A 24,765-nucleotide genomic window follows, 5' to 3' on the forward strand; every position below is an offset into this window, starting at 1 on the left:
GTCTATCGCTCCATCGGTATGTCGAAGTGGACGACGCCGTTGCCGCCGCCGGTGTCCTCGCGTTCGTCGTGCACGACCTTGCCCAGTGAGCGCCAGAAGCTCTCGGCGCCGGGCACCTTCGGGTCGGTGTGGAGATAGACGGCGCGATAGCCGCCGTCGGCCGCCGCGAAGGCGAGCAGTTCATGGACGAGCCGCCGGGCGAGGCCGCGTCTGCGGTGCTCGGGGCGGACGTAGACGCGGCGCAGCTGCGCGGTCGCGCCGGAGGGGTAGCGCTCGGCGAGGTCGCGCGGGTTCGGCGGGTGGGCCGGGCCGCGCGAGTCGAGCGCGGCCGTGCCGACGACGCCGCCCCGGGCGTCGAGCGCGACGAGGAGGGTGTGGCGGGGTGAGGCGAGGTAGGCGGCGGCCGGATCGATGATGTCCGCGTGCCAGCGGGGCACATAGCCGGTGCCGAAGTCGCGGTAGACGGTGTCGAGCATCAGGGCTCGCGCACCGTCCAGGTCGTCCGGGCTCGCCGCCCTGATGCTGTAGTCGTGCACTTGCACATCATATGCATTAAGCAAAGAGGAAGATCGCGCCGCCCTCGACAACCCCGCAACCCCCTTCCGGCCCAAGCGATTTGACAGTGATCACGAGCCATGACCAACCTGGCCACATGACACTCATTTTCAACAAGGGTACCCTAGCCCGGAAGGCGGCCCGCTGATGCGCATCGCGTTCGTAGGCAAGGGCGGCAGCGGCAAGACGACCCTGTCGGCACTCCTCACCCGCCACCTCGCCGGCTCCGGCGCGCCGGTGCTGGCCATCGACGGCGACATCAACCAGCACCTCGCCGAGGCGCTGGGCCACACCGGCACCGCCCTGGACGCCCCGCCCCTCGGCGCCCACGTCCGGGACATCAAGGAGTACCTGCGCGGCACCAACCCGCGCATCCCCTCCGCCGACGCCATGATCAAGACCACCCCGCCGGGACGCGGCTCCCGCCTGCTGCGTCTCCTCGGCGACGACGAACTGCACACCCGTCACGTCCGGCGCGTCGGCGATGTGCCGCTGATGGTCACGGGCGAGTTCGACGAGAGCGACCTCGGGGTCGCCTGCTACCACTCCAAGCTCAGCGGGGTCGAGCTGTACCTCGGCCACCTGGTCGACGGCCCCGGCGAGTACGTGGTCGTCGACATGACCGCGGGCGCGGACGCCTTCGCCTCCGGCCTGTTCACCCGCTTCGACATGACGTTCCTGGTCGCCGAGCCGACCCGCAAGGGCGTCTCGGTCTACCGCCAGTACCGCGACCACGCCCGCGAGTTCGGCATCCGCGTCGCGGTCGTCGGCAACAAGGTGACCGACGAGGACGACCTGCTCTTCCTCAAGGAGGAGGTCGGCGACGACCTCCTCACCCACCTCGTCCACTCCTCCTGGATCCGAGCGGCCGAACAGGGCCGGGAAAAGGGCGAGTTGGAGGCCCACAACGTCCACGCCCTGAACCTGCTGCGCGAGGCGGTGGACGCCTGCGACAAGGACTGGCCGACGACCCACGGCCACGCCGTCGACTTCCACCTGCGCAACGCCCGCGCCTGGGCGGACGACAGAACGGGCACCGACCTTGCCACCCAGGTGGACCCGGACTTCGTACCGGGCCCGCCGGCACTCGGCTCTCACGCGGACGCGCGCTGACCGCGGCCCCTGCGGCCGCATGCGCATGACACGCAATCAGGTATCATCCCTGGTCAGCAGGTGTGGGCCGTCACAGGAGTTCGGCCGTTCGGATCCGAGGGCGGGGAACATGACAGGTGCGGGCTCGGACGGCTACAGGATCCACGCGAGCGGTATGGACGGCGAAGCCGGAAAGCTCGACCGGGCGGGCGACGACGTCGGCGCCATACGCAAGGCCGTGGAAGACCACATGTGCTACGCACCGGACGCTCTCGGCGGGTCGGATTCCGGCCCCGCGTACGACAACTTCGCCGCCGCCTGGCAGGCCGAGGCGAAAACGCTGGAAGCCGCGCTGCACGAACTCGCGGACAAGGTCGGCATCTCCCGGCGTAGCTACGAGAGCGCCGACAACGACACCATCGTCGCGCTGCACTCCGCGAGCGCGGACGGTGGCCTGACGACCGTCCCCGCACCCGCTGCTGCGCACCCGGGGATGGTCACGGGCGCCACCCCGGGGGAGCCTCCGCCGAGCCTCGCCGACTTCGGCTGACGGGCCGGCGCCCGCGGCGCAGTTCGAGATACCGGCGGCCGCGCGCACCCGGCCGACGTGTGCGCTTCCACCTGACACCTCTGACACCTCACACCTGAGCTAGGACGGCGGGGCTCTCATCACATGGCCGACGCAGGCGAATCCACCACCGACCGCAAGCAGAACATCGACCGTTACATAGGAGACCTCGCGGCCGCCGACAGCAAGAACGCGGTTCTGGAGGCCATCGGCAACCTCCTCGGTGTCCCCGCCCCGGTCGGTTCCCCGAGCACCCTGGACGCCATCGCCCAGCGCTACAAAAGCCAGGCCGACGAAGCCGCGGACGTACAGCACCGGGTTGAGAACGTCGCCGCGTCAGGGGTTCCGTCGGTGTGGGTGGGCAGCACCGGCGCCAAGGCGGCCGAAGTGGTGGCGGCCGCCGGCCGTTCCGCCGAGCAGATGTCCGAGGCGTTCCGCAAGGCGTCCAAGGCTCTCTACGACCTCTCCGACGCACTCACTTCCGCCCAGTCCAAGGACGGCGACGGCCGCGAACAGTTGCGCAGTGCTCGCACGATGCTCGGCGGCGGCGACGGCTTCTTCGACGACATGGTCGAGACGGACGACGAGGAATCCGACCGCAAGCGGGCCCAGGAGACAGCGGGAACGGGGGCCGACTTCCTCTACTACGCCGCGCAGGAAGCGGACGACGCGGCGCGGACGGCTGCGCGGGAGCTGAACAAGTACGCGGCCGAGGCCCGTGCCGGTCAGATGCACACCGACAACATCTCCGCCGCCGACCGCCTCGTCCTCGCCGACGTCGGCGTGTTCGGGGGCCCGCAGGAACAGAACGAACTCCTCACTGCCGGCGACCTCGAACGTTCCGGCCGTTTCATGGAGAAGATGAACCCGCAGGACGAGGCCCGCTTCGAGCGGATGCTCGCCGATGCCAAGACGCCGCAGGAGCGGGCGTATCTGGTCAAGGCGCTGGCCGCGGGCATGACGTGAACCAGGTCGGCCAGTTCCAGGACAAGATCCACGGCAAGGACCCGCACTGGCTTCAGCAGCACCTCAGCCCGGTCGTCACAGCCGGCGACAGCAAGGCGGACGAGGGGCGCAATGCCGACGGGTCGAACAAGAACACCGACTACCAGTGGTTCGGCGACGAGAAGTGGTCCCAGGAGGGCAACACCTGTGTGCCGTCGAGCACCGTGACCGCCCGCGCGATGGTCGATCCCGTCTACGCGCTGGAGTTGACCGGCGGGCCGTCCGGGCAGGAGAACGACCCCGACGCCTTCCGCGACCGTCTCCACGACGAACAGCTGCGCCTGCACGAGGAAGGCGACGGCGACTACACCCACTGGTGGTCCGACGCTCCGGATGGAATGGACAGCGACGGGCAGAACGAGATCGCCAACGCCGAGATCAGCCCGCACACCGGCAGCGAGTACGAGTACCAGCAGGTTCGCGGTGCGGACGAACGCCGTGACGTGCTGCCGGACATCGAGAAGTCCGTTGCCGAGGGCAGACCCGTCCCCATCGAAGTGGAGGGGTACGACAAGGACGGCCGGCACGGGCACCAGATGATGGTGATCGGTCAGGAGGGCGACATGCTGCAGATCTACAACCCGTGGGGCCAGACGACCTGGGTCAGCGAGGACGACTTCGTCAACGGCCGCATGGACAAGGCCTCCGACTCCCGCATGCCCGACGCGTACGCCGTCCATCTGCCCGCCGACCGATAAGTGAGCGTCATGACCAGCGTCCTGCGCCGACTCGCCCTTCCAGCCCTGCTGACGACCATGCTCGCGGGCTGCGGCCTCACCGGGCCGGACACCTACGAGCTGGGTGAGACGCAGATACAGGTGGACGAGGGGGAGGAGTTCACGCTGTCCGTTCCGGTCGACACCGCGATGGGCGAGTGGTGGTACCTGACCTCGCCGGAGCCCGACACCGACATCGTCCGGAACACGGACAAGCGGGAGGAGATCGAGGCCGACGACGACGCCATCGGCAGCGGGAGCGGAACGGACTCCTTCGACTTCAAGGCTGTCGGTCCCGGCACGACGAAGATCCGGCTCATCCAGTGCCCGCACGGTGCTTGCGCCGGCGGCGGCGATGCCGGCGGTCCCGTCACCGCGTCCCCCGTCCCGAGCGGCAGCCCCACCCCCGACAAGAAGTACCGAGCCACCATCCACACCTACACCGTCACCGTGAGCAAGCCATGACCCCCGCGCCGCAGACCTCGCCCCCTGGTCGGACCGACGACGAGCTGGCGCGGTCGGACATCCCGGCCATGCTGCGTTACGGCCTCTCCTTCGCCGGACGGCACCGCACCGCCCTCTTCGGCGACGGCGCGGTGGGCGCCGCCGTTCTGCTGGACCGGCTCGGCATCCGGCCTCGGGCCGTGGCCTTCCTCGCCCAGGTGGTGCGCAGCGGGGGTGTCCGGTACGCGGCCGAGCTGCGCGAGCCGGTGCCGGGCGATGAGGCGGTCTCCATGGTCCGTGCGTGGCTGGAGTCCGCGGCCACCGCCGTCGACGGGGTAGACGGCGACGAGGACGCGGCCCGCTGGCTGGAGACCGTCGCCGAACTGCTCGGCCTCAGACACGTCCACCGCTCTCGGGTGGCCGGGGAGTGAGCCGCGGCCCACAAATTCCGTCGAGTTCGCTCCGGTGGCTGCCTACTCTGGCCGTATGGCCCACGCGAAGACCTCGTACGTCTGCCTGCCCTGCCGGGCCTCGTACAAGCAGCCGTACGACAGGGACAGGCAGCGGATCTGCCCCCGTTGCGCGGAGCCGTTGATCCACGTCGGCTCCGCCTTCGCCGCGCCGCCACGCCGTGACCGCGCGGCCTGGCGGACCCTGTCCGTGCTGCTGCACGCGGGCGTCCGGTTCCACAAGAGTTGCTGCGGCGGGCCCGGTTACCGCCCGCGCACTCTGCGGGAGGTGCGTGAGCGGATGGCCCACGCGCGCCGCACCGGTGAACCCTGCGCTCGGGCACTCGTCCGTTGCGAGATGCCCTGACGCACTCCCCGGTCACGGGCGTTCATCCCGGCTGTCTCACAGCCCCGCCCGTGCCAGCAGCACCGGCAGCGCCTCCGGCTTGACTTTCTGTACCGACCGCACCTGGCCCAGGCCGAGTTCCTCGCGGCTCACCGGCTCCCGGTACAGCGCCTTCGTCGCCTCGGCGATCATGGTCACGGCGACCAGGTAGGGAACGTCGGGGTCCTCGTCGTCCGCCCGGGGTTCCTCGTCGACCTCGGCCACCGCGGCGACCGCCGACTCCGGCTGGGCGAAGAAGAACCAGAGGCGGTCGCCGGGCTGCATCCGGTAGCGACGGCTGAGCCAGAGCTCCAGTTCCGGCTCCTCCTCCGCCACTTGCAGCATCGTCTCCTTGTCGGACGGCTCCCCGTCCAACGAGTCCTTGCGCGGATTGAGGATGTAGATCCAGTCCGCCATGGGATCCCCTTCGGTCAGGGCCCTGGGCCCGCGGCAAGGCGCATGGTGCGGTGCCTCATCGTGCCAGGCCACGATCTCCAGGCATACACATTTTTCTGGGACCCGTCGGTCGGTCCGTGGCCGCCGTCCCGTGTCGGGGGCGTTGTCAGTGGGTGCCGATAGCTTGATCCCGTTGCGCCGCTCTGGCGTTGACGTCCCCTTTCGCATGCATGGGAGATGGTGCGTTGTCGGTGTGGGAGAAGTCGAGTACGGCGCGGGTCGTGCCGTCCGCGCGCCCGAGGAAGCTCGCGAAGGTGCCCTTCGTGGAGCTGGCCGACGGGCGGTTGCAGGGTGTGGTGTCCAGTGGGTCGGACATCGGACGGGTGTATGTGTCGTCGGTCGAGGCCGCGACGTACGCGTTCGCGTGCAGCACCAACAACAACCGCCCCTGCGGCGGGGCGCGCGGATGGTTCTGCAACCACATACGTGCGCTGATCAGTGAGGCGGTGCTTCAGTACGGCGTCGAGCGCGTGGGCCGGTATCTGAAGGTCGAGGTCGCCGGTGGCGCGTCCGCCGATGCGGGCTCCCTCACCGATGCGATGACCGCGGTTCAGCCGGGGCAGGGGGACAGTTCGGCCGCGGCTCAGGTGTTCAGCCGGTTCCTGCGGCATCTGGCCTATCTCGAACTCGCTCCGAGTACCGCTCCGTTGCCCGAGATGCAGTGGTTCCCCACGACGGGGGCGGTGGCCTGATGCGTGCCGATCTGCTGACCGACGCCGTCGACGGGCTCGACGAGGCCCTTGCCGCCGTGGACGGTTTCGACGAAGTGCTGGTCGCCGGTCTACTGCGTCCGCAGCCCGCCCAGGCCCACGGGCTGGCCGCACTCGCCGAGGCCGTCTCGGGCTCGCCGCTGGCGGCGCGGGTCGCCGAGGCCGCCGAGAAGACCGCTGCGGGGGCCGCCGGCGAGGATCACTTCGTCGCGCTCGCCGCCGCCCGCACCGCCCTGCTCGGCTCCGTGCACGATGCGCTCGTCCTGCGCGTCGAGGAGGCGGTCGGGCGGCCTCGGGACGAACAGCGCGCCGCTGTGGCCGGTGATGCGAAGGACGCGGTCAATCTGCTGACCGCGGCGCGCAGTTGGCTGTGCGACGTCGCCCGGGCCGGATGGCAGGGCATCGACCATGAACTCGTCGGCGGGGCGGTGCCCGTCGTGTCCGCGATGCTGCCCGACGCCGCCCTGCGCCGCCTGGCCACGCTGCTGGACGGTTTCGCCGCCGAGCTGGCCGCGTCCTGCCCCGGAGCGACCCTGGAGCGTGTCCCGGTGCGGCGCTGGGCCGACCTGTGGTCGCGCGCCATGCTGCTGACGGTGCCCGGAGCTGGGGCCTCCGCTCCCGGCGTCACCGAGGCGACGGGCCGTCTGCTGCCGCTCGGTGTCGACGTGCAGGAGCACGCCACCGCCGTACAGGCACAGGTTCATGCCGTGTTCGAACCGGCGGACGGCGGCACACCGCGGCTGGTGCGGGCCTCGGTGTCCGCGCCCAAGCCGGACACTGTCGTCGGTGCCGGGCTGTGGCAGCTGTTGCGGCCGCGCATGTCCCTGCTGGCCGCGGTGAGCGAGGGGCGGGCGATGGAGCTCGACGCGATGCCCGTCACCGGTGAGGGCGACCTGATCTGGGACGACGCCCGGGCCCGGACGGGTGAGCCCGCCGAGGTGTTCGCCACCGCGCGGGTGGCGCTGCCCACCGCTGCCGCCTTCCCGACAGCGCCGCTCGACCGGCATCCGGCGCGTATCGCCGTGCCCGTCCTGCTGGAGGGGTATGCCGTGGAGGAGGGCGAGGACGGGGTGGCGTTCCAGGTCGCGGGGCAGCGTCTCGCCGTCGACACCGACCGGGTTCCGGCCGCAGGTCCGCTCACCCCCGAGGTGGTCGCCTCGTCCGCCGCGTGTGTCGGGCTGCTCCGCTGGGACGCCGGGGAGTTCCTTCTCCAGCCGCTCGCCGTCGAGCGGACCGTGCGGAAGAAGTCCGTCGCGGTGCATGCCGGGGCCTGGGCCGGAGGTACGACCGACAAGGCCGGTGTACGGGCCGAGAAGGCCGCCACCGACGCCGTCAACGTGCTGCGCGAGCGGGCGGGGAGGCTGCTGCGGAAATGAGCGAGCAGATCATCGAAGAGGCCCCCGCGCCCGATGCTGAGGAGAACCGGCGGCAGGTGCTGTACTGGCGGCTGCTGGCCCGGCTGTTCGACCCCGAGGAGCAGGCCGGCCTGGAGTCGGCGAGTCTCGCCGTGGTCGAGGACATCGGTCTGCCGTCCGCGCTGCTCGACCCGGGGGCGTCCGTCGACTCCGTCGTGCAGCGGCATCCGGAGCTGGCCGCCGAGTTCGACGGACTGATGGCACCCGAGCCGGACGACGAGGACGGTGGGCGTGACCGGGCCGCCGAGGTGCGACGCGCGGCGCTCGTGTCGAAGGTGCTGCTGAACGTCTTCGCGACCGGCTCCGGCACCGTCACCGCCGAGCAGCTGGCGCGCTGGCAGTCCGACGCGGGATGGCTGGAGCGGGCGCTGGGCTGCCGGCCCGGCGACCTGCGCGGCGGACGTGGCGGTGCCGGCGGTGCGGGAGGCGGGCCGGGCGTCAGCCCGACCGGTACCGGTTTCGGCGGACCCACGCCCGACCTGAGCCGTCTGATCCCCGAGATCGGGCCGGAGCTCGGTGCCCTCGAGGCCGGTCTCGTCAAGCGCATGCATCTGCGCGAGGTGCTGGCCGATCCCGCGCTGGCCTCGCAGCTGACACCGAGCATGTCCCTGATCGAGCAGTTGCTGCGCGACAAGGACAACCTCTCCGGTGTCGCCCTCGCCAACGCCAAGTCGCTGATCCGCCGTTACGTCGACGAGGTCGCCCAGGTGCTGCGCACCCAGGTGGAGAAGGCCACGGTCGGTGACATCGACCGGTCCGTCCCGCCCAAGCGGGTCTTCCGCAACCTCGACCTTGACCGGACCATCTGGAAGAACCTCACCAACTGGGATCCGGAGGGCGAGCGGCTCTACGTCGACCGGCTCTACTACCGGCACACCAGCCGCAAGACGACACCCCAGCGGCTCATCGTGGTCGTGGACCAGTCGGGTTCGATGGTCGACTCGATGGTCAACTGCACCATCCTGGCGTCCATCTTCGCCGGGCTGCCGAAGGTCGACGTCCACCTCATCGCGTACGACACCCAGGCGCTGGACCTGACGCCCTGGGCGCACGACCCGTTCGAGACGCTGCTGCGGACCAAGCTCGGCGGCGGCACCGACGGCACCGTCGCCATGGCGCTCGCCCAGCCGAAGATCGCCGAGCCGCGCAACACCGTCGTGGTGTGGATCTCCGACTTCTACGAATGGCGCACGGACGAGCTGTTCGAGAGCATGGCCGCCGTCCACCGCTCGGGGGCGAAGTTCATCCCGGTGGGTTCGGTGACCAGCTCCGGGCGCGGCAGCGTCAACCCGTGGTTCCGGGAGAAGTTCAAGGACCTCGGTACGCCGGTGATCTCCGGCCACATCAAGAAGCTCGTGCACGAGCTCAAGACGTTTCTCACCTGATCAACCGGCGTACGTCCACGTCTCGTTGTGATCCCCTTGTACGGAAGGCTTTCCCACATGTCAGACCTGCTGCGCGCCCCTGCCGAGATCAAGTACGCCGAGGAGCTCGACTGGCTGGAGTCGATCGACGACGGTCCCAAGCCGTTCTCGTGGCGGCTCTCCCCGAAGATGGTCCGCCTGTTCGTCCTCGGCTCCGAGCGTGCCGACGGACTGGACCGCGAGGTGTCGCAGAAGTGGTTCGGCGACCGCAGCTTCGTCGAGCGGTCCATCGTCACCCTCGCCTCCGACCGCGGTCTGCTGCTCATCGGTGACCCCGGCACGGGCAAGAGCTGGCTGGCCGAACTGCTGTCCGCCGCGATCAGCCGCAACTCCACGCTGGTGGTGCAGGGCACGGCCGGGACCACCGAGGACCACATCAAGTACTCGTGGAACGTGTCGATGGTCATCGCCAAGGGCCAGTCACGGGAGTCGATGATCCCCTCGCCGATCATGACCGCGATGGAGGGCGGTTCGATCGGCCGCTTCGAGGAGCTGACCCGGTCGACGAGCGACGTCCAGGACGCGCTGATCTCGATCCTCTCCGAGAAGTACATCTCCGTCCCCGAGCTGGAGAGCGGCGGCGGTGACGACAACATCGTCTTCGCCAAGCCCGGCTTCTCGATCATCGCCACCGCCAACAGCCGCGACCGGGGCGTCAACGACCTGTCGTCCGCGCTGAAGCGCCGGTTCAACTTCGTCCGCATCCCGGTCGTGACGAACAAGAAGAGCGAGGCGGAGATCGTCCGCTTCCGCACCGAGGAACTGCTGCGCCGGCACTCGATCGACCTCGACGTGCCGCCGACCCTCCTCGATGTGCTGCTCCAGAGCTTCGCCGACCTGCGTGCGTCCGCCGCGGCGGCCGGCAGCGACGACGAGAAGCTGGAGTCCGCGCTGTCGACGGCCGAGCAGATCGGTGTGCTGGAGGACGCCGTCCTGCACAGCAACTTCTTCGGTGAGCGGGCCCTGACCGCCCGCACCCTGGCCTCGTCCCTCGTCGGCTCCCTCACCCGGCGTGAGCCCGAGGACCTGGCCATCCTCAACAAGTACCTGCACGGTGTCGTCGAGCCGCGCAGCAAGGAGGAGGGCGGCTCCTGGCCCGAGTTCCTCGAAGGCGGCCGTGACGCGATCGCCACCCTGTCATGAGCGGGCCCCGGGAGAGCACGTCGTTCGGCGCGCTCCGCGGCCAACTGCAGGAGGCCGCGGCCACGTTCGCGGGCGGGCCCGACGCCCTTGAGGGCATCCTCCTCGGCATGGTCGACGACGTCGACCGCGCGGTGCGCGAGCCGCTGGAGATCTTCCCCGTCTGTCACCACTCCCCCGCCTCGGCTCTCGCCATGGCCCGTCGGCTGCGCGAGAAGCAGCCCAAGGTGGTGTACCTGGAGCTGTGCGAGGACATGGCGCCGCTCCTGACCGAGCTGCGCAACTGCCGGCTGCCGGTGGCGGTGCAGGCGTTCGCCGGCGACGTCGACGGATTCCCGGCCGACTGGGCCCCGCTGTCGGTTGTGGCGCCGGTCACGGAGGCGTCCGCCGAGTACCAGGCGATCGCGTACGCCCTGGACACCCCGGGCGTCGAGCTGGTGCTCGTCGACCGGTCCTCGGACCACGTCTTCCAGTGGGACAGAAGAGGCGAGCACGCCCAGGACCAGGAGGGGGCCACGCCCCCGGAAGAGGCCGAGGCCGCGCTGCACGGCGAGGCCGTAGGCGTCGAGATCGGCGACCTGCGGCCGCGCTTCGCCGAGTTGGAGGAGCATCTGCTCCGCCACGGGAAGGTGCGGCACTGGTCGGAGTGGTGGCACCAGTACGTCGAAGTCCCGCTCGGGGACAGCGATCACGACACCTACCGCCAGGTCATGTTCCTCATCGGCACCCTGTTTCGGCGGCTCGCCCCCGGCGAGGGGTCCCGAGTCCGGGTGGACGAGGACCGCGAGCGGTACATGTGGACCCGTATGCGCGAGCACCTGACGGCCACCGGCACGGACCCGGAGGACTGCCTTTACGTGTGCGGCGCGTTCCATGCGGCCAGCCGTGTCGAGGAGTTCGGTGTCCACGGCGCCTCGGACACCTTCACGATCTCCCCTCGTACGGCCACCACCTGGCAGTACGGGCTGATCCCGTCCAGTCACGCGGCGATCGAGGCTCAGTTCGGGCTCGCCGCGGGCTCGGTGTCGATCGCGGCGACGGAGTGGGCGAAGACCCTGAAGCGGACCCGGGTGAAGCCGTTCCGGCTGGAGGGCCAGGCGGGGACGAAGAAGTCCGGGAAGAAGACGGCACTCCCCGCCGTCGCCGTGGCACCTCAGTCCACGGTCGCCGCGGACAAGCTGACCGGCTTCCTGCGCAGACCGCCCGTGCTCGACGGTCTGGACGAGGCCGAACTGCTCGGCTGGTCGGTCGACATCGTGCGCGCGGCCCGGCGCAACGGCTATCTGGCGTCCACCGCCGACGCCATCGCCGTCTTCGAGACGTCGATCCTGCTCGCCGGCATGCGGGACCGAGCCAAGCCGACGCCGTACGACTTCCAGGACGCGGCGGTCACCTGCATCGAGAAGGACAGCGTGCCGGGGCGGCGGGACGTGCGGCGTCTCGTCGAGATCATGATGGGCGGCGACCGGATCGGCCAGGTCGGCTACGACTCGCTGCCGCCGCTGGCACGCGATGTGTACGACCGGCTCGCACCGCTGGAGCTGAAGCTCGAGCAGCGCGGGGTGCGCCGGGCACTGCTGGACATGGCGTCCCGGCCGGAACTCCAGGCGTGTTCGGACGTGTTGTGGATGCTGCGGCGGCTGCTGCCGCAGGGTGCGGCACGGCCGATCATGGGTGAGCGGGGGCTCGGTGAGCGGTCGATCCAGGAGTCCTGGGACCTGGCGCTCGGCACGCATCAGCGGGCACTGATCGAGCTGGGCTACGAGGGTGTCAGCCTTGAGCAGGTCCTGGAGCAGCGGCTGCGGCGCGACGCGTACGGGGCGCAGGCGACGACGGCGACGGTGCTGGCCGCGGTCGAGGACGCGACCCTGTACCTGCGCAGCCGCCGTCTCTCCGACGAGTTGGGCACGCACGCGCTGAAGGTGCTCGCCACCGAGCGGAGCGTGGACGGCGCGCCGGAGGTGCTGCGAAGGGTGCGGGCGCTGCTGGCGTACTACCGCACCAGCGAGCCGGTGCTGCCGTCGTGGATCGAGTCCTTCGTCAAGACGGGCTACGCCCACTACTGCACGCTGCTGCCGACGGCGTTCCGGGACGAGGACGCGACGGTCGGGCAGGTCGCGGCGATGCTCGGCTTCCTGTTCAGCATGGAGAGCCTGGCCCTGTCGCTGGGCTGCGACCGGGCCCAGCTGGAGCTGGCGGTGGCCCAGTCGCACCCCGACGAGCCGTCGAAGACGGCACTGCTGTGGGCGGCACAGGTGCAGCTCGGCACGCTGTCCCGGGCCGAGCTGCGGGCGCGGTGTGCCGAACTGCTGGACAATCCGCTGGTCGTGCCCGCCTATCCGCGCTACCTGAGCGGCTTCGTACACGCGCTGGAGCCCGTGCCGGGGCTGGCGGACGTGGTCGTGGAGGCGGTGTCGAACGCGTTCGGGCGGCTGCCGGACACGGTGCTGCTGCCGTGGCTGCCGCTCCTGATCACCACCCTGCGCTCCGGCGCGTCCGACCTCGCTCCCCTGCTGATCCGCGAGGCCGGTCGCATCTTCCCGGGCCGGCTGGCGGCACTGGACACGTGGGTACCGCCGTGGCGGATGCCGCAGACGGATCCGTTCGCCGCGGCACGGCCGAAGCCCGCACCCGACGTCCACCGCGGCCCCACGCTCCTCACGAAGCACCCGGCGACCTGCGACGCGGTGGCGGAACTGCTCGGCTGCGACGGCGTATGGGCAGGGACCGCGGCCGGGCCGAACCCGTCGGGCGGGGCCGTGCTCACGGCCCGTCATCCGGCGACGGCGGACGCCCTGGAGTCCCTGCTCGCCGGCGGATGAGTCAGGCGGTGGCCCGGCCCGGAATGCCCGGGCCGGGCCATCTGCCGAGGACGGGTCAGCCCTTCTGCTCCACCCGCACCCAGTCAACCTCGGCCTGCACTCCCCCGCCCGCGATCCGGTCCACGCTCGACTGCGGCAGGCCCCAGTAGGGGGTCGTCACCTGGTTCCAGCCGGCGGGATAGGCGCCGCCCAGGGCCAGGTTCAGGATCACGTACTGGTTGTGGTCGAAGACCCACTTCCCCCGCGTCGACTCCAGCTTGTTGCGGGTCGTCTCCTGGACGAGGCGGTCGTCGACGTAGAAGCGCATGCCCGTCGGGGTCCACTCGACGGAGTAGGTGTGCCACTGGTCGACGGTGCCGCCGTTCGGGAAGATCTGGCGGGCGCCGATGTTGCCGTCGGCCGAGTATCCGGGGCCGTGCAGGGCGGTGCTGGTCCAGTCGCGGTACCCGACGTTCTCCATGATGTCGGTCTCGCCGGACGCGGGCCAGGAGACCGAGGGGTCGTCGACGTTGCTGCCGAGCAGCCAGAAGGCGGGCCAGAAGCCGTCGCCGACCGGGAGCTTCATACGGGCGCTGACCCTGCCGTACGTGAAGTCGAACTTGGTGTTCGTGTCGATGCGGCCCGACGTGAAGTCGTAGGTGCCGCCGCCTGCCTGTGTGCAGCCCTTGCAGTACTTCGCCCGCAGGACCAGCGCACCGTTCTCCGTGCGGATGTTGTCGGCGGAGTCGACGTACGCCTGCGACTCGCCGTTGACCGAGCCCATCTCGGTGCCGGTGCGCACCACGCGCCACTTGCCGCGGTCGAGCGCCCCGCCGGTGAAGTCGTCGAAGAACGTGGTCCGGTACGTCCCCGGCTGTTCGGCCGGGAGCGCGGGGTAGGCCGCCGCGGCGCTGCCGCCCGTGCCCCAGACCTCGAACTCGTAGAGGGAGTAGCCGAACTGGGCTGTGGCGGGGGCCGGGTTGTAGAAGCTGCGGCGTTCCTTGCCGAGCATGCGGACGTAGCGGCCGGTCGCGGGCGAGGGAAGGGTGATCGTGTCGTGCACGCCCACCGCCTCCGCCGGGGACTTCACGTTCGCCCGGCGGGCGGCGACGTCGGCCGCCGAGGGCTGGTACACCGTGCGCCAGGTGCGGTTGTCGTCGGAGACCTGGAGCTGGTAGTCGACCGCGTAGGCGGCCTCCCAGTACAGGTCCATGGAGGAGATCGTGGACGTGGTGCCCAGGTCCACCGAGATCCAGCGGTTCGCGTTCCAGTCGCTGGACCAGCGGCTCGCGTCGGCCTTGAGGTCCGCCGGCCGGCCGCCGTCGGTGACGAACGCCGGTGAGTTGCCCGCGTGCTGGTAGAAGTCGGAGTACGCCGGGTGGTTCAGGGCGAGGTTGGTGCGGGTGGTCGACGCCGGGGCCGGTTCGCCGCCGTAGACCTTGAAGGAGTACAGCGAGTAGCCCCAGGGCGTGGCGCGTTCGACGCCGCGCATGCGGACGTAGCGGCCGGTCACCTCCTGCGGGTAGGTGTGCGCGGTGACCGAGCCGCCGGTGCCGGCGGTCTCCGTGTAGAAGGGGGTCCAGTCCGTGCCGTTCTTCGAGACCTCCAGGACGTATCTCTTGCCGTAGGCGGCCTCCCAGTCGAGGACCACCCGGTCGACCCGGATCGTGGCGCCGAGGTCGACGCGGATCCAGGCGTCGTCGGCGAAGTCGCTGGACCAGCGGCTGGCGCCGTTGCCGTCGAAGGCGAGGCCTGGGCCGGTGGCGCCGTTCTCGCTGCCGGACGCGGTGACGGCGTTCGGGTTCGCGGCGTAGGCGGTGTTCGCACGGTCGGTGTCCCAGGCGACGGCGGCGGCCGCCGCGGACGCCGGTGCGCCGAGGGCAGTGCCCGAGGACAGCAGGGCCGCCGTCGCGAGGGCGGCCAGGAGGGTACGGGGGATGCGGGTCGGCATGCGGCTCTCCTGAGCGTCGATGATGTTGTGTACATGACAGAACGCATGACAGATCAGTGCCGGTCGCTGGTGCGCATGACAGTCCGAGGGGGTGGATGCGGTGGGCGTGGGCTCCGGCTCCCACGCCCACCGCGGTCGGGTCAGGCCGCCCGCTTCGCCCCCGCCCCGTGCTCGCGGACGATGTCCGCGTACCGGTGACCGGTGCCCTTGATCGTGCGGACCTGGGTCTCGTAGTCGACGTGGACCAGGCCGAAGCGCTTGGCGTAGCCGTACGCCCACTCGAAGTTGTCGAGCAGCGACCAGGCGTAGTACCCGGCCAGCGGGGCGCCCTTGCGGGCGGCGGAGGCACAGGCCGCCAGGTGCCGGATCAGGTAGTCCTGGCGCTCGGGGTCGTCGACCGTGCCGTCGGGGCGTACGACGTCCGGGAAGGCGGAGCCGTTCTCGGTGACGTAGATCTTCCGCGGCCCGTACTCCTCGGTCAGCCGCAGCAGCAGCGTCTCGATGCCGCTCGCGTCGATCTCCCAGTCCATGCCGGTGCGCGGCACGTCCGGGCGGCGGACCGCGCGGGCGTAGGGCGCGGGGCCCTCCGGGTCGTCGACGACGTGGGCCGGGAAGTAGTAGTTCAGGCCGAGCCAGTCCAGCGGGGCCGCGATCGTCTCCAGGTCACCGGCCCGCTCGGGGAGTTCGACGCCGTACGTCTCGACCATGTCGGCCGGGAAGCCGCGGCCGTGCACCGGGTCGAGCCACCAGCGGTTGACGTGGCCGTCCTGGCGGCGGGCGGCGGCCTCGTCCTCGGGGCGGTCGCCCGCCGCGTACACCGTCGACAGGTTGTTGACGATGCCGACCTCGGCGCCGGGCGCGGCGGCACGGATCGCCTGCGTCGCGAGGCCGTGGCCGAGGAGGAGGTGGTAGGAGGCGCGGACGGCGGCCGTGAGGTCGGTCAGACCGGGCGCCATCTTGCCCTCCAGGTGGCCGATCCAGGCCGAGCAGGAGGGCTCGTTCAGGGTGGCGAACTGGGTGACCCGGTCGCCGAGCCGGGCGGCGACCACGGAGGCGTACTCGGCGAAGTGCTCGGCGGTCGCCCGCTCGGGCCAGCCGCCCCGGTCCTGCAGCGCCTGCGGCAGATCCCAGTGGTAGAGGGTGACGGAGGGGGCGATGCCCGCCTCCAGCAGACCGTCGACCAACTCGTCGTAGAAGGCGAGGCCCTTGGCGTTCACCGGGCCGTCCCCGCCCGGCACGACGCGCGGCCAGGCCACCGACAACCGGTAGGCGTTGGTGCCGAGCCGGCGCATCAGGCCGATGTCCTCGCGCCAGCGGTGGTAGTGGTCGCAGGCGACGTCGCCGTTGTCGTCGTTGTCGATCTTTCCGGCAGTGTGCGAGAAGGTGTCCCAGATCGACGGGGAACGGCCGTCCTCCGACACGGCTCCCTCGATCTGGTACGCCGCTGTGGCGGTGCCCCACAGGAAGTCGTTCGGGAGTGCGGCGAGGTCGATGCGGTCGGACACAGAAATCCTCTCGGAACGGGGGGTGTGGATCACTTGACGGCGCCCGCGGTCAGGCCGGCGACCAGATAGCGCTGGAGCAGCAGGAAGCCCGCCACCACGGGCACGCTGACGACGAGCGAGGCGGCCATGATCTGGTTCCAGTACACGTCGTTGAGCGTGGAGTAGCCCTGGAGGCCGACGGCGAGGGTGCGGGTGGTGTCGTTGGTCATGACGGACGCGAAGAGCACTTCGCCCCAGGCGGTCATGAAGGCGTAGACGGCGACCGCGACGATGCCGGGGATCGCGGCCGGCACGACCACCCGGAACAGCGCGCCGAGCGGTCCGCAGCCGTCGACCAGTGCCGCCTCGTCCAGATCGCGCGGCACCGAGTCGAAGTACCCGATCAGCATCCAGATCGAGAACGGCAGCGAGAAGGTCAGATACGTCAGGATCAGGCCGCCGCGCGAGCCGAACAGGGCGATGCCGGTGGCGTTGCCGATGTTGACGTAGATGAGGAACAGCGGCAGCAGGAAGAGGATACCCGGGAACATCTGCGTGGACAGGACGGTGACCGTGAAGACGCGCTTGCCGCGGAAGTTGTAGCGGCTGACGGCGTACGCGGCGAACACCGCGATCACCACCGAGCACACCGTCGCCGCGCCCGCCACGATCAGCGAGTTCACGAAGTACCTCGCGAGCGGCACCGTCGACCAGATGTCGATGTACGGGCGGATCGTCAGACCGCTGGGCAGCCAACGGAACTGGCCCGAGACGTCCGCCAGCGGCTTGAGCGAGCTGGAGACCATCACATAGACGGGGACCAGGACGAAGCCGGTGAGCAGGGTGAGGAAGATCCGCCGGGACCACAGGAAGGAACGCGGCGGCGCCATGGGCGAGTTATGCATGCTTGGTCCTCCGTCCGCGCGAGGTGGCGACGAGGTACACGCCCGTCACCACGAGCAGGAACAGCAGCAGGAGCACGCTCATCGCGGAGCCGGCGCCGAAGTTCCAGGTGACGAAGCTGGCTTGATAGATGTGCACCGAGATGAGGTCCCCGGCCTGCGGCGCGGTCTTGCCGAACAGGACGTACGGCGTGTTGAAGTCGTTGAACGTCCACAGGAACAGCACCAGGACGAGGACCTGGTTGACCGGGCTCAGCGACGGCAGGGTGATGCGGCGGATCTGCTGCCACATGCCGGCGCCGTCGAGGGCCGCGGCCTCGTACAGCTCCTTCGGGATGTTCTGGAGGCCGGCCATGACGATGAGGAAGGCGAACGGCCAGCCCTTCCACACCGACACCGTCAGCAGCGCGATGAAGCTGTTGTCGCCGATCAGCCAGAAGGAAGGCTTGTCGGTGATGCCGAGCTGGTCGTGCAGGACGTGGTTCACCAGGCCGTTGTCGTGCTGGAACATGAACACCCAGGTGATCACGGCCGTGTAGACGGGCAGCGCGTACGGCACCAGGAACAGGGCGCGCAGCAGACCCCGGCCGCGGAAGTTGTCCTGCATGTAGATCGCCGCGGCCGTGCCGATCAGCCAGCACAGGCCGACGGACAGCAGGGTGAAGGCGAGCGTGACCAGGAACGAGTGGAGCAGCGCCTCCCCGACGGGGGCGTTGAAGTCCACCGACATCCGGTAGTTGTCGATGCCGTTCCAGGGCGCCGTGGTCCAGTCACGGATGTAGAACTGCGTGAGCTCCTTGAAGCTCATCAGGACGCCGATCACCATCGGCACCAGATGAACGAGGAGTTCCAGGAGCAGAGCGGGCAGAAGCAGCAGATAAGGCAGGCCGATGCGGCGGATCCGCCCGGGACGGCGGCGGGGGCCGTCCGCCGTCCCGGGGGAACTCTGACGCACCTCGGCCTTGGCGGGAACCGTGGTCGTCATCGTGCTCACTTCGTCGGCATCTGCTGCTGGGCCTTCTCCAGCGCCGCCTTCACCGAGTCCGTGGTCACCGGGCGTCCGGCGGCGGCGTCGGCCCACAGCTCCTTGATGGCCGTACCGACGGCCGTCTCGAACTGGGACTCGTCGGCGACCTGCGGTGCCGCGATGGCGCTCTGCGCGAGGGTGTCCTTCAGGACCGCGTTCGCGGGGGTGTTGAAGGACTCGTCCGACTGCGCGCCCTTGACCGGCGGGATCGAGCTGTAGGCCTCGTTGAGGATCTTCTGCTCGTCGTCGCTGGTCATGAACTTCACGAACTTCGTGGCACCGTCGAGGTTGTCGGTGTTCTTGAAGACGGCCAGGTTGATGCCCATGACCATGGAGTTGACGCTGGTGCCGGAGCCCGGGGTGCCGGACTGCACCGGCACCGGCGCGATGCCGTAGGCGTCCTCGCTCATGCCCTGCGACTTGAGGTTGGCGGAGGCGGACTGCCACAGCAGCATCGCCGTCTTGCCCTTGGCGAAGTCGCTGACGGACTGGTTCTGCGCGTACTCGGCGTTGCCGGGCGCGATGATCTTGTCCTTGGCCATCAGGTCGACGAACTGCTTGACGCCTTCGACGGCCTTGTCGGAGGTGAAGTCGGGCTTGCCGTCGGCCGTGAAGAAGTCGGCGCCGTGCTGCTTGGCGAAGACGACGGCGTGGTGGATGTTCTCCGAGGGGTTCGAGCCCTCCACGCCCAGGCCCCACTTGCCGCCCTTGGACAGCTTCTTGCCGTCGGCGACCAGCTCCTCCCAGGTGGCCGGCGGCTTGGAGATGCCCGCGTCGGCGAACAGCTTCTTGTTGTAGTAGAGCGCGTACGACATCGAGTACAGCGGGACCGCGGCCGGGTCCTTGCCCTCGGCGCCGGTCGAGCCGAGCGCGGAGTCGACGAACCGGTCCTTGCCGCCGATCTTGCCAAAGTTCTCGGCGTTCCACGGCAGCAGCGCTCCCGTGGCCTGGAGGGAGGCGCTCCAGGTGTTGCCGATGTTGAGCACGTCGGGGCCCTGGCCGGAGGTGGTCGCGGTCAGGATCCGGTTGAGCAGGTCCGACCAGGGCACGACCTCCAGCTTCACCTCGATGCCCGTCTCCTTCTCGAACTTGTCGAGCTCGGGCTGGAGGACCTTCTTGTCCACCTCGATGCTGGCGCCCTGATTGGAGGCCCAGTAGGTGAGGGTCTTGGGTGAGTCGTTCGACCCTCCACCATCGGTGGACGAACCGCCTCCGCAGGCCGTTGCGGCCAGGGCGAGAGACATGGTGACGGCAGCTACGGCCGCGGCTCGCGTTGTGCGCATGGCTCCAGGTGTCCCTTCCGGGAGTACTGCTGCTTAATTTAGAGCGTGAGTTAAGCCCTAAGAAGAGCCCGCGTCAAGGCTTTTGACGCAGTCGCCGGAGTCTGGTCCAAAGTCTTGACTCCATCGTTTTACAGATGAACCATTCAGCGGCGAGAGAGCGCTCCCACACCCCACCATGTTCATTTCCTGAACAAGGAGAGCCGCCCATGTCTGCTTCCTCCCCGGATTCCCGGCCACCCTCGATCGGCCGTCGCACGCTGCTGGGCGCCGCTGCCGTGGCCACCCCGGCCGTGCTCGGCGTGGCCACGCCGGCCGCCGCGGCGCCGTCCCCGGCCGCGTCCGCGTCCGCTCGCAAGAAGCCGCGCGCCCTGCCCGGCGGCGGCGACCTCGGCCCGAACGTCATCGTCTTCGACCCGTCGACCCCCGGCATCCAGGCCCGGCTCGACCAGGTGTTCCGCCAGCAGGAGTCCGCGCAGTTCGGCACCGGCCGCTACGCGCTGCTGTTCAAGCCCGGCACCTACAACGGCCTCAACGCCCAGCTCGGCTTCTACACCTCCATCGCGGGCCTCGGCCTGTCCCCCGACGACACCACCATCAACGGCGACGTCACGGTCGACGCCGGCTGGTTCAACGGCAACGCGACGCAGAACTTCTGGCGCTCGGCGGAGAACCTGGCCCTGGTCCCGGTCAACGGCACCAACCGGTGGGCGGTCGCGCAGGCGGCCCCCTTCCGCCGGATGCACGTCCGCGGCGGCCTCAACCTCTCCCCCGACGGCTACGGCTGGGCGAGCGGCGGCTACATCGCGGACAGCCGCATCGACGGCCAGGTCGGACCGTACTCGCAGCAGCAGTGGTACACCCGCGACAGCGCGATCGGCAGCTGGCTCAACGGCGTGTGGAACATGGTGTTCTCGGGCGTCGAGGGTGCACCGGCGCAGAGCTTCCCCAACCCGCCGTACACCACGCTCGGCACCACTCCGATCTCGCGCGAGAAGCCGTTCCTGTACCTCCAGGGCAACGACTACCGGGTCTTCCTCCCGGAGAAGCGGACCAACGCCCGCGGCGTGACCTGGGGCAACGGCACCCCGAGAGGCACCTCGCTGCCGCTGTCGCAGTTCTACGTCGCCCGGCCCGGCGTCTCGGCTGCCACCCTGAACCAGGCGCTCGCGGAGGGGCTGCATCTGCTGCTCACCCCCGGCATCTACCACCTCGACCGGCCGATCCAGGTCAACCGCGCGGGCACCGTGGTCCTCGGCCTCGGCTACGCGACCCTCATCCCCGACGGCGGCGCCACGGCCGTACAGGTCGCCGACGTCGACGGGGTCCGCCTGGCCGGATTCCTGGTCGACGCCGGACCGGTCAACTCCGCGACACTGCTGGAGATCGGGCCGCGGGGCGCCTCCCGGGACCACTCCGCCAACCCGACCACCGTCCAAGACGTGTTCGTGCGCATCGGCGGCGCCGGCGCCGGCAAGGCCACCACCAGCATGGTGATCAACAGCCGGCACACCATCGTCGACCACACCTGGGTGTGGCGCGCCGACCACGGCGAGGGCGTCGGCTGGGAGACCAACCGCGCCGACTACGGCGTGGTCGTCAACGGCGACGACGTGCTCGCGACCGGCCTGTTCGTGGAGCACTTCAACAAGTACGACGTCCAGTGGAACGGCCAGCGCGGCCGCACGATCTTCTTCCAGAACGAGAAGGCGTACGACGCCCCGAACCAGGCCGCCATCCAGAACGGCTCCATCAAGGGCTACGCCGCCTACAAGGTCGGCGACGGCGTGACGACGCACGAGGGCTGGGGACTGGGCAGCTACTGCTACTACAACGTCAATCCGTCGATCGTCCAGCACCACGGCTTCGCCGCTCCCGTGCGGTCCGGGGTGCGCTTCCACAACCTGCTCGTCGTGTCGCTCGGCGGCCAGGGACAGTACGAGTGCGTGATCAACGACACGGGGTCGCCGACGTCGGGGACCTCGACGGTGCCGTCGACCGTGGTGTCGTATCCCTGAGGTACGGCCGTACTCCGGTGACGAGCCGCTCTCCCCGGAAGGACGCTCCGGGGAGAGCTGCTGCGGGGCACCGGGTCAGGGCAGGATCTCGACGTACCCGTCGGTTCCGTGCACGCGGATCCGCTGCCCGTCACGGATCAGCCGGGTGGCCTGCTCCACGCCCACGACGGCGGGCAGGCCGTACTCGCGGGCGATCACCGCACCATGGGTCATCAGGCCGCCGACCTCCGTCACCAGGCCCGCGATGCCGACGAACAGCGGCGACCAGCTGGGGTCCGTGAAGGCCGTGACCAGGATGTCGCCCGCTTCGAGGTCGGCGTCGGCCATGTCGAGGACGACGCGGGCCCTGCCCTCGACGGTCCCGGCGGAGACCGGCAGACCGACCAGTGCGCCGGCCGGGACGTCGTCGCGCCGGTACGCCCCGGTGAGGGCGTCGCCTTCCGAGGTGAGCACGCGGGGCGGGGTGAGCGCGTGGTACGAGCGGAACGCGTCCTTGCGTTCCCGGATCAGCCGGTCGTCCACCTGACGGGAGCTCACGGCGTCGCGGAGTTCCTGGAACGTGAGGTAGAAGGCGTCCTCCGTACGCGTGAGCACACCGGCCCGCGCGAGGCTCCCGGCCTCCTTCAGCAGGGCCTGCTTGTAGGCGAAGTAGCGGCTGATGATCCCGTACTTCGGATACTCGCGATACCCGATGAAGGTGCGGACCCGGTCGATCATCCGCTTGGTCTCGTCGGCCTTCTGCTCACCGTCCGGCAGGGCGCGCAGGCGGGACAGCACGTCCTGTTCCTTCTCCTGCGCCCTCCGCCGCCCCTGCTCGAAACGCAACTCGGCGGCGCCCGGCCCGAAGTTCCTGACGTTGTCGAGGATCACGGGCACGAGCGTCGTGGGACGCTCGCTCCACCGTGGCCTCGTGATGTCGATCTCGCCGACGCAGCGCATGCCGTACCGGTCGAGGTAGGCCTCGATGGCGTCGCGCGCCTCGGCCCCGCCGGGGAGCTTCGCCAGCTCGTCGAGGAAGCCGTCGTCCTCGACGCCCTGAAGGAACGTCACCAACTCCGGGTGCGGGCGGATCACGTCAGCGACGTCGAGGAGCGCGAGCCCCATCTCGGAGGTGATGTTGCCGGGGGCGGACAGCGTGAGGGTGTCGGCGGCGTTCTTCTCGCCCAGCCACTCCAGCAGTTTGTCGTTGAGCCACCATGTGGCTTCCATCCCCGCCATGATCGCCTGGATGCTCAACGGGTCGCTGAGGACCCGCTTGTGCTCCTCGAAGGCCTCCACCAGGAAGTCGAAGAGCTCCGGTCCGGACTTCGTCCGGATGTCGCGCTCCAGGGCGGCGACGGACGTCTCGCTCCGCTCGATCAGCCGGGTGACCACGGCCGGGTCGGTCTCGAGCGGGGCGGGCGGGCCGCCTGCCGGGGGCCCGCCGGGGCCGGCGTCCGGGAGCGTCGGGACGAAGCCGTCGCGGTCGAGGACGGTCTCCAGCGCGTCCCTGATCAGCGGATCGCCCTTCCCCAGGACGTCCAGGAGGCCGGCGCGGCTCGTGGGCGCGGCCAGGCGCCGGGTGACGTCGACGAACAGTCTGCCGCCCGCCTCGTGCATCGGCACCATGGCCGTCAGCCGCCACATGGAGTGCCCCAGGGGCTTCATGGGGTCGGTCATCATCTGCCCGTGGCCGACGGAGACGTAGACGTGATTCTCCTGGTCGCCGCTCCCGGGCACCGGGAACAGCGTGGTGATCGGGCGGCTCTGCACGATCTGGAAGCCGTCGTCGGCCAGGCACCATTCGATGTCCTGCGGGCGGCCGAAGTGCGCCTCGATCCGGCGCCCGAGCCGCACCAGCCGCACGACCTGCGCGTCCGTCAGCGCGGGCTGCTCCTGCCGCTGCGAGTCGACCGTCACCTCGCGCGTGCCGCCGGCCGGCAGGGCGTGCACGGCACGCTGTTTGGCGGCGATCGTCCTGGCGACGATCTCGTCGTCCCGCACCTTGTAGACGTCCGGGTTCACCAGGCCGGAGACCAGGGCCTCACCCAGGCCGAAGCCCGCGTCCACGGTGGCGACCTTGCGGTTGCCCGTGACGGGGTCGGCCGTAAACAGGATGCCGGACGCGTCCGGGAGGACCATCCGCTGCACGACCACGGCCATGTGGACCGTGCGGTGGTCGATGCCGCTGCGCTCCCGGTAGATCACGGCCCGCTCGGTGAACAGCGAGGCCCAGCACCGGCTGACGTGCCGGAGGATCGCCTCCGGCCCGACCACGTTGAGGTACGTGTCCTGCTGGCCGGCGAAGGAGGCCGTCGGCAGGTCCTCCGCCGTGGCGCTGGACCGGACGGCGCAGGCGACGTCCTCACCGAGACCGCTGACCGCGCGGGTGATCGCCGCCGCGAGGTCGTCCGGGACGGCGGTCTCTTCGACGGCCCGGCGGATGCGCGCGCTGAGGGTCCGGATCGTCTCCCGGTCGTCCGGGTCCGCGCGCGACAGCCGATCGAGCAGCTCGTCGATCGACGGCACCTCCGCCATGACCCGCCTGAAGGCGGCCGTCGTCACGCAGAAGCCGCCCGGCACGCTGATGCCGTCGATCCGCGACAGCCCGCCCAGCTGCGCACCCTTGCCGCCGACGACGGCGACCTGCGTCTCGTCGATCTCCTGAAGACCCAACACGTACTGCTCAGTCAACGCGATCCTTCCGGGGCTGCCGTGGTCCGTCGTGCCGCGATGGCCGACGTGATCACCGGCGCCTCCAAGTCTGTCGAACCCTTTGTCGGGCATGGCCTCATCCGCACTTCCGATGCCGGATCGCGGCATCGGCCGACGATTGTGCGCCTTGACCCGGCCCTTGTGGCAAGCCCCCCTGTGCGCTATACGTTGAGAGTGGCAGGGAGAGAGTTCTCCTTGCCCTTTCTTTTGCCGTCCGCCAGGGGCCGCGCACGAGTACGGCCCCACCCG

21 protein-coding genes are annotated in these 24,765 nt (G+C 70.1%); 13 read left to right on the forward strand and 8 right to left on the reverse strand.

Annotation, left to right across the window (positions count from 1 at the left end; genetic code table 11):
• Nucleotides 1-2 precede the first annotated feature (2 nt).
• Nucleotides 3-536 carry a GNAT family N-acetyltransferase gene (locus CP983_RS07415; protein WP_150499015.1) on the reverse strand — a complete coding sequence of 178 codons (534 nt, stop codon included), beginning with the start codon at nucleotides 534-536 and terminating at the stop codon, nucleotides 3-5.
• 166 nt (nucleotides 537-702) lie between these two features.
• Here CP983_RS07415 and CP983_RS07420 point away from each other — a divergent pair, with 166 nt between their 5' ends.
• From CP983_RS07420 to CP983_RS07450, 7 genes are all read left to right on the forward strand, one after another.
• The gene (locus CP983_RS07420; protein WP_150499016.1) at nucleotides 703-1,668 is read left to right on the forward strand and encodes an ATP-binding protein; all 966 of its coding nucleotides are present in this window, start codon (nucleotides 703-705) and stop codon (nucleotides 1,666-1,668) included.
• A 109-nt stretch (nucleotides 1,669-1,777) separates the two neighbouring features.
• Entirely contained in the window at nucleotides 1,778-2,197 is a 420-nt protein-coding gene (locus tag CP983_RS07425) for a WXG100 family type VII secretion target (protein ID WP_150499017.1), read from the forward strand.
• A 123-nt stretch (nucleotides 2,198-2,320) separates the two neighbouring features.
• On the forward strand, nucleotides 2,321-3,181 hold the full coding sequence (locus CP983_RS07430; RefSeq protein ID WP_150499018.1) for a hypothetical protein: 861 nt from the start codon (nucleotides 2,321-2,323) through the stop codon (nucleotides 3,179-3,181).
• On the forward strand, nucleotides 3,178-3,918 hold the full coding sequence (locus CP983_RS07435) for a hypothetical protein (protein ID WP_150499019.1): 741 nt from the start codon (nucleotides 3,178-3,180) through the stop codon (nucleotides 3,916-3,918). Before CP983_RS07430 ends, CP983_RS07435 begins: the two co-directional genes overlap by 4 nt.
• A 9-nt stretch (nucleotides 3,919-3,927) precedes the next feature.
• On the forward strand, nucleotides 3,928-4,401 hold the full coding sequence (locus CP983_RS07440) for a protease inhibitor I42 family protein (RefSeq protein ID WP_150499020.1): 474 nt from the start codon (nucleotides 3,928-3,930) through the stop codon (nucleotides 4,399-4,401).
• Nucleotides 4,398-4,811: a hypothetical protein gene (locus CP983_RS07445; RefSeq protein ID WP_150499021.1), complete on the forward strand. Its 414-nt coding sequence runs from the start codon at nucleotides 4,398-4,400 to the stop codon at nucleotides 4,809-4,811. The genes CP983_RS07440 and CP983_RS07445 overlap by 4 nt, the downstream gene beginning before the upstream one ends.
• A gap of 55 nt (nucleotides 4,812-4,866) precedes the next feature.
• On the forward strand, nucleotides 4,867-5,196 hold the full coding sequence (locus CP983_RS07450) for a deoxyxylulose-5-phosphate synthase (protein ID WP_150499022.1): 330 nt from the start codon (nucleotides 4,867-4,869) through the stop codon (nucleotides 5,194-5,196).
• Nucleotides 5,197-5,232: 36 nt separating this feature from the next.
• Here CP983_RS07450 and CP983_RS07455 read toward each other — a convergent pair whose 3' ends face one another.
• Nucleotides 5,233-5,631 carry an EVE domain-containing protein gene (locus CP983_RS07455; RefSeq protein ID WP_125527648.1) on the reverse strand — a complete coding sequence of 133 codons (399 nt, stop codon included), beginning with the start codon at nucleotides 5,629-5,631 and terminating at the stop codon, nucleotides 5,233-5,235.
• Nucleotides 5,632-5,840: 209 nt separating this feature from the next.
• Between CP983_RS07455 and CP983_RS07460 the strand changes: the two genes are divergently transcribed.
• The 5 genes from CP983_RS07460 to CP983_RS07480 are packed head-to-tail and all read left to right on the forward strand — an operon-like array spanning nucleotide 5,841 to nucleotide 13,181.
• Complete coding sequence (locus CP983_RS07460; RefSeq protein ID WP_150499023.1) at nucleotides 5,841-6,362, forward strand: hypothetical protein; 522 nt, start codon at nucleotides 5,841-5,843, stop codon at nucleotides 6,360-6,362.
• Nucleotides 6,362-7,756, forward strand: coding sequence for a hypothetical protein (locus tag CP983_RS07465; protein WP_150499024.1), 1,395 nt, complete (start codon nucleotides 6,362-6,364; stop codon nucleotides 7,754-7,756). Before CP983_RS07460 ends, CP983_RS07465 begins: the two co-directional genes overlap by 1 nt.
• Nucleotides 7,753-9,180, forward strand: coding sequence for a vWA domain-containing protein (locus CP983_RS07470; protein WP_150499025.1), 1,428 nt, complete (start codon nucleotides 7,753-7,755; stop codon nucleotides 9,178-9,180). Before CP983_RS07465 ends, CP983_RS07470 begins: the two co-directional genes overlap by 4 nt.
• A 57-nt stretch (nucleotides 9,181-9,237) precedes the next feature.
• Complete coding sequence (locus CP983_RS07475; RefSeq protein WP_150499026.1) at nucleotides 9,238-10,362, forward strand: ATP-binding protein; 1,125 nt, start codon at nucleotides 9,238-9,240, stop codon at nucleotides 10,360-10,362.
• Nucleotides 10,359-13,181: a DUF5682 family protein gene (locus CP983_RS07480; RefSeq protein ID WP_150499027.1), complete on the forward strand. Its 2,823-nt coding sequence runs from the start codon at nucleotides 10,359-10,361 to the stop codon at nucleotides 13,179-13,181. Before CP983_RS07475 ends, CP983_RS07480 begins: the two co-directional genes overlap by 4 nt.
• Nucleotides 13,182-13,236: 55 nt before the next feature.
• Here CP983_RS07480 and CP983_RS07485 read toward each other — a convergent pair whose 3' ends face one another.
• From CP983_RS07485 to CP983_RS07505, 5 genes are all read right to left on the reverse strand, one after another.
• The gene (locus CP983_RS07485; protein WP_150499028.1) at nucleotides 13,237-15,111 is read right to left on the reverse strand and encodes a discoidin domain-containing protein; all 1,875 of its coding nucleotides are present in this window, start codon (nucleotides 15,109-15,111) and stop codon (nucleotides 13,237-13,239) included.
• Between the two features lie 140 nt (nucleotides 15,112-15,251).
• Nucleotides 15,252-16,616, reverse strand: coding sequence for a GH1 family beta-glucosidase (locus CP983_RS07490; protein WP_150499029.1), 1,365 nt, complete (start codon nucleotides 16,614-16,616; stop codon nucleotides 15,252-15,254).
• Nucleotides 16,617-16,645: 29 nt separating this feature from the next.
• Complete coding sequence (locus CP983_RS07495) at nucleotides 16,646-17,485, reverse strand: carbohydrate ABC transporter permease (protein WP_107908098.1); 840 nt, start codon at nucleotides 17,483-17,485, stop codon at nucleotides 16,646-16,648.
• 7 nt (nucleotides 17,486-17,492) lie between these two features.
• Nucleotides 17,493-18,482 (reverse strand): carbohydrate ABC transporter permease, encoded by a 990-nt coding sequence (locus CP983_RS07500; protein ID WP_150499030.1) that lies wholly within the window; start codon nucleotides 18,480-18,482, stop codon nucleotides 17,493-17,495.
• 5 nt (nucleotides 18,483-18,487) lie between these two features.
• Nucleotides 18,488-19,807 carry an ABC transporter substrate-binding protein gene (locus CP983_RS07505; RefSeq protein ID WP_125527640.1) on the reverse strand — a complete coding sequence of 440 codons (1,320 nt, stop codon included), beginning with the start codon at nucleotides 19,805-19,807 and terminating at the stop codon, nucleotides 18,488-18,490.
• Between the two features lie 206 nt (nucleotides 19,808-20,013).
• On the opposite strand from CP983_RS07505, the gene CP983_RS07510 reads away from it, so the two are divergent.
• Nucleotides 20,014-21,822: a coagulation factor 5/8 type domain-containing protein gene (locus tag CP983_RS07510; RefSeq protein ID WP_150499031.1), complete on the forward strand. Its 1,809-nt coding sequence runs from the start codon at nucleotides 20,014-20,016 to the stop codon at nucleotides 21,820-21,822.
• 75 nt (nucleotides 21,823-21,897) lie between these two features.
• On the opposite strand, the gene rph is transcribed toward CP983_RS07510, so the two are convergent.
• The gene (rph, locus tag CP983_RS07515; RefSeq protein WP_150499032.1) at nucleotides 21,898-24,495 is read right to left on the reverse strand and encodes a rifamycin-inactivating phosphotransferase; all 2,598 of its coding nucleotides are present in this window, start codon (nucleotides 24,493-24,495) and stop codon (nucleotides 21,898-21,900) included.
• Nucleotides 24,496-24,765 lie beyond the last annotated feature (270 nt).

The organism is Streptomyces chartreusis (assembly GCF_008704715.1).
GTDB classification, from domain to species: domain Bacteria; phylum Actinomycetota; class Actinomycetes; order Streptomycetales; family Streptomycetaceae; genus Streptomyces; species Streptomyces chartreusis.

Excerpts from the sequence above, each read along its gene's own strand:
- CP983_RS07470 (WP_150499025.1), top strand. The coding sequence starts at position 7,753 with ATGAGCGAGCAGATCATCGAAGAGGCCCCCGCGCCCGATGCTGAGGAG.
- CP983_RS07425 (WP_150499017.1), top strand. The coding sequence starts at position 1,778 with ATGACAGGTGCGGGCTCGGACGGCTACAGGATCCACGCGAGCGGTATG.
- CP983_RS07455 (WP_125527648.1), bottom strand. The coding sequence starts at position 5,631 with ATGGCGGACTGGATCTACATCCTCAATCCGCGCAAGGACTCGTTGGAC.
- CP983_RS07420 (WP_150499016.1), top strand. The coding sequence starts at position 703 with ATGCGCATCGCGTTCGTAGGCAAGGGCGGCAGCGGCAAGACGACCCTG.
- CP983_RS07445 (WP_150499021.1), top strand. The coding sequence starts at position 4,398 with ATGACCCCCGCGCCGCAGACCTCGCCCCCTGGTCGGACCGACGACGAG.
- CP983_RS07485 (WP_150499028.1), bottom strand. The coding sequence starts at position 15,111 with ATGCCGACCCGCATCCCCCGTACCCTCCTGGCCGCCCTCGCGACGGCG.
- CP983_RS07460 (WP_150499023.1), top strand. The coding sequence starts at position 5,841 with ATGGGAGATGGTGCGTTGTCGGTGTGGGAGAAGTCGAGTACGGCGCGG.
- CP983_RS07480 (WP_150499027.1), top strand. The coding sequence starts at position 10,359 with ATGAGCGGGCCCCGGGAGAGCACGTCGTTCGGCGCGCTCCGCGGCCAA.
- CP983_RS07500 (WP_150499030.1), bottom strand. The coding sequence starts at position 18,482 with ATGACGACCACGGTTCCCGCCAAGGCCGAGGTGCGTCAGAGTTCCCCC.
- CP983_RS07430 (WP_150499018.1), top strand. The coding sequence starts at position 2,321 with ATGGCCGACGCAGGCGAATCCACCACCGACCGCAAGCAGAACATCGAC.
- CP983_RS07510 (WP_150499031.1), top strand. The coding sequence starts at position 20,014 with ATGTCTGCTTCCTCCCCGGATTCCCGGCCACCCTCGATCGGCCGTCGC.
- CP983_RS07475 (WP_150499026.1), top strand. The coding sequence starts at position 9,238 with ATGTCAGACCTGCTGCGCGCCCCTGCCGAGATCAAGTACGCCGAGGAG.
- CP983_RS07495 (WP_107908098.1), bottom strand. The coding sequence starts at position 17,485 with ATGGCGCCGCCGCGTTCCTTCCTGTGGTCCCGGCGGATCTTCCTCACC.
- CP983_RS07450 (WP_150499022.1), top strand. The coding sequence starts at position 4,867 with ATGGCCCACGCGAAGACCTCGTACGTCTGCCTGCCCTGCCGGGCCTCG.
- CP983_RS07505 (WP_125527640.1), bottom strand. The coding sequence starts at position 19,807 with ATGCGCACAACGCGAGCCGCGGCCGTAGCTGCCGTCACCATGTCTCTC.
- CP983_RS07440 (WP_150499020.1), top strand. The coding sequence starts at position 3,928 with ATGACCAGCGTCCTGCGCCGACTCGCCCTTCCAGCCCTGCTGACGACC.
- CP983_RS07465 (WP_150499024.1), top strand. The coding sequence starts at position 6,362 with ATGCGTGCCGATCTGCTGACCGACGCCGTCGACGGGCTCGACGAGGCC.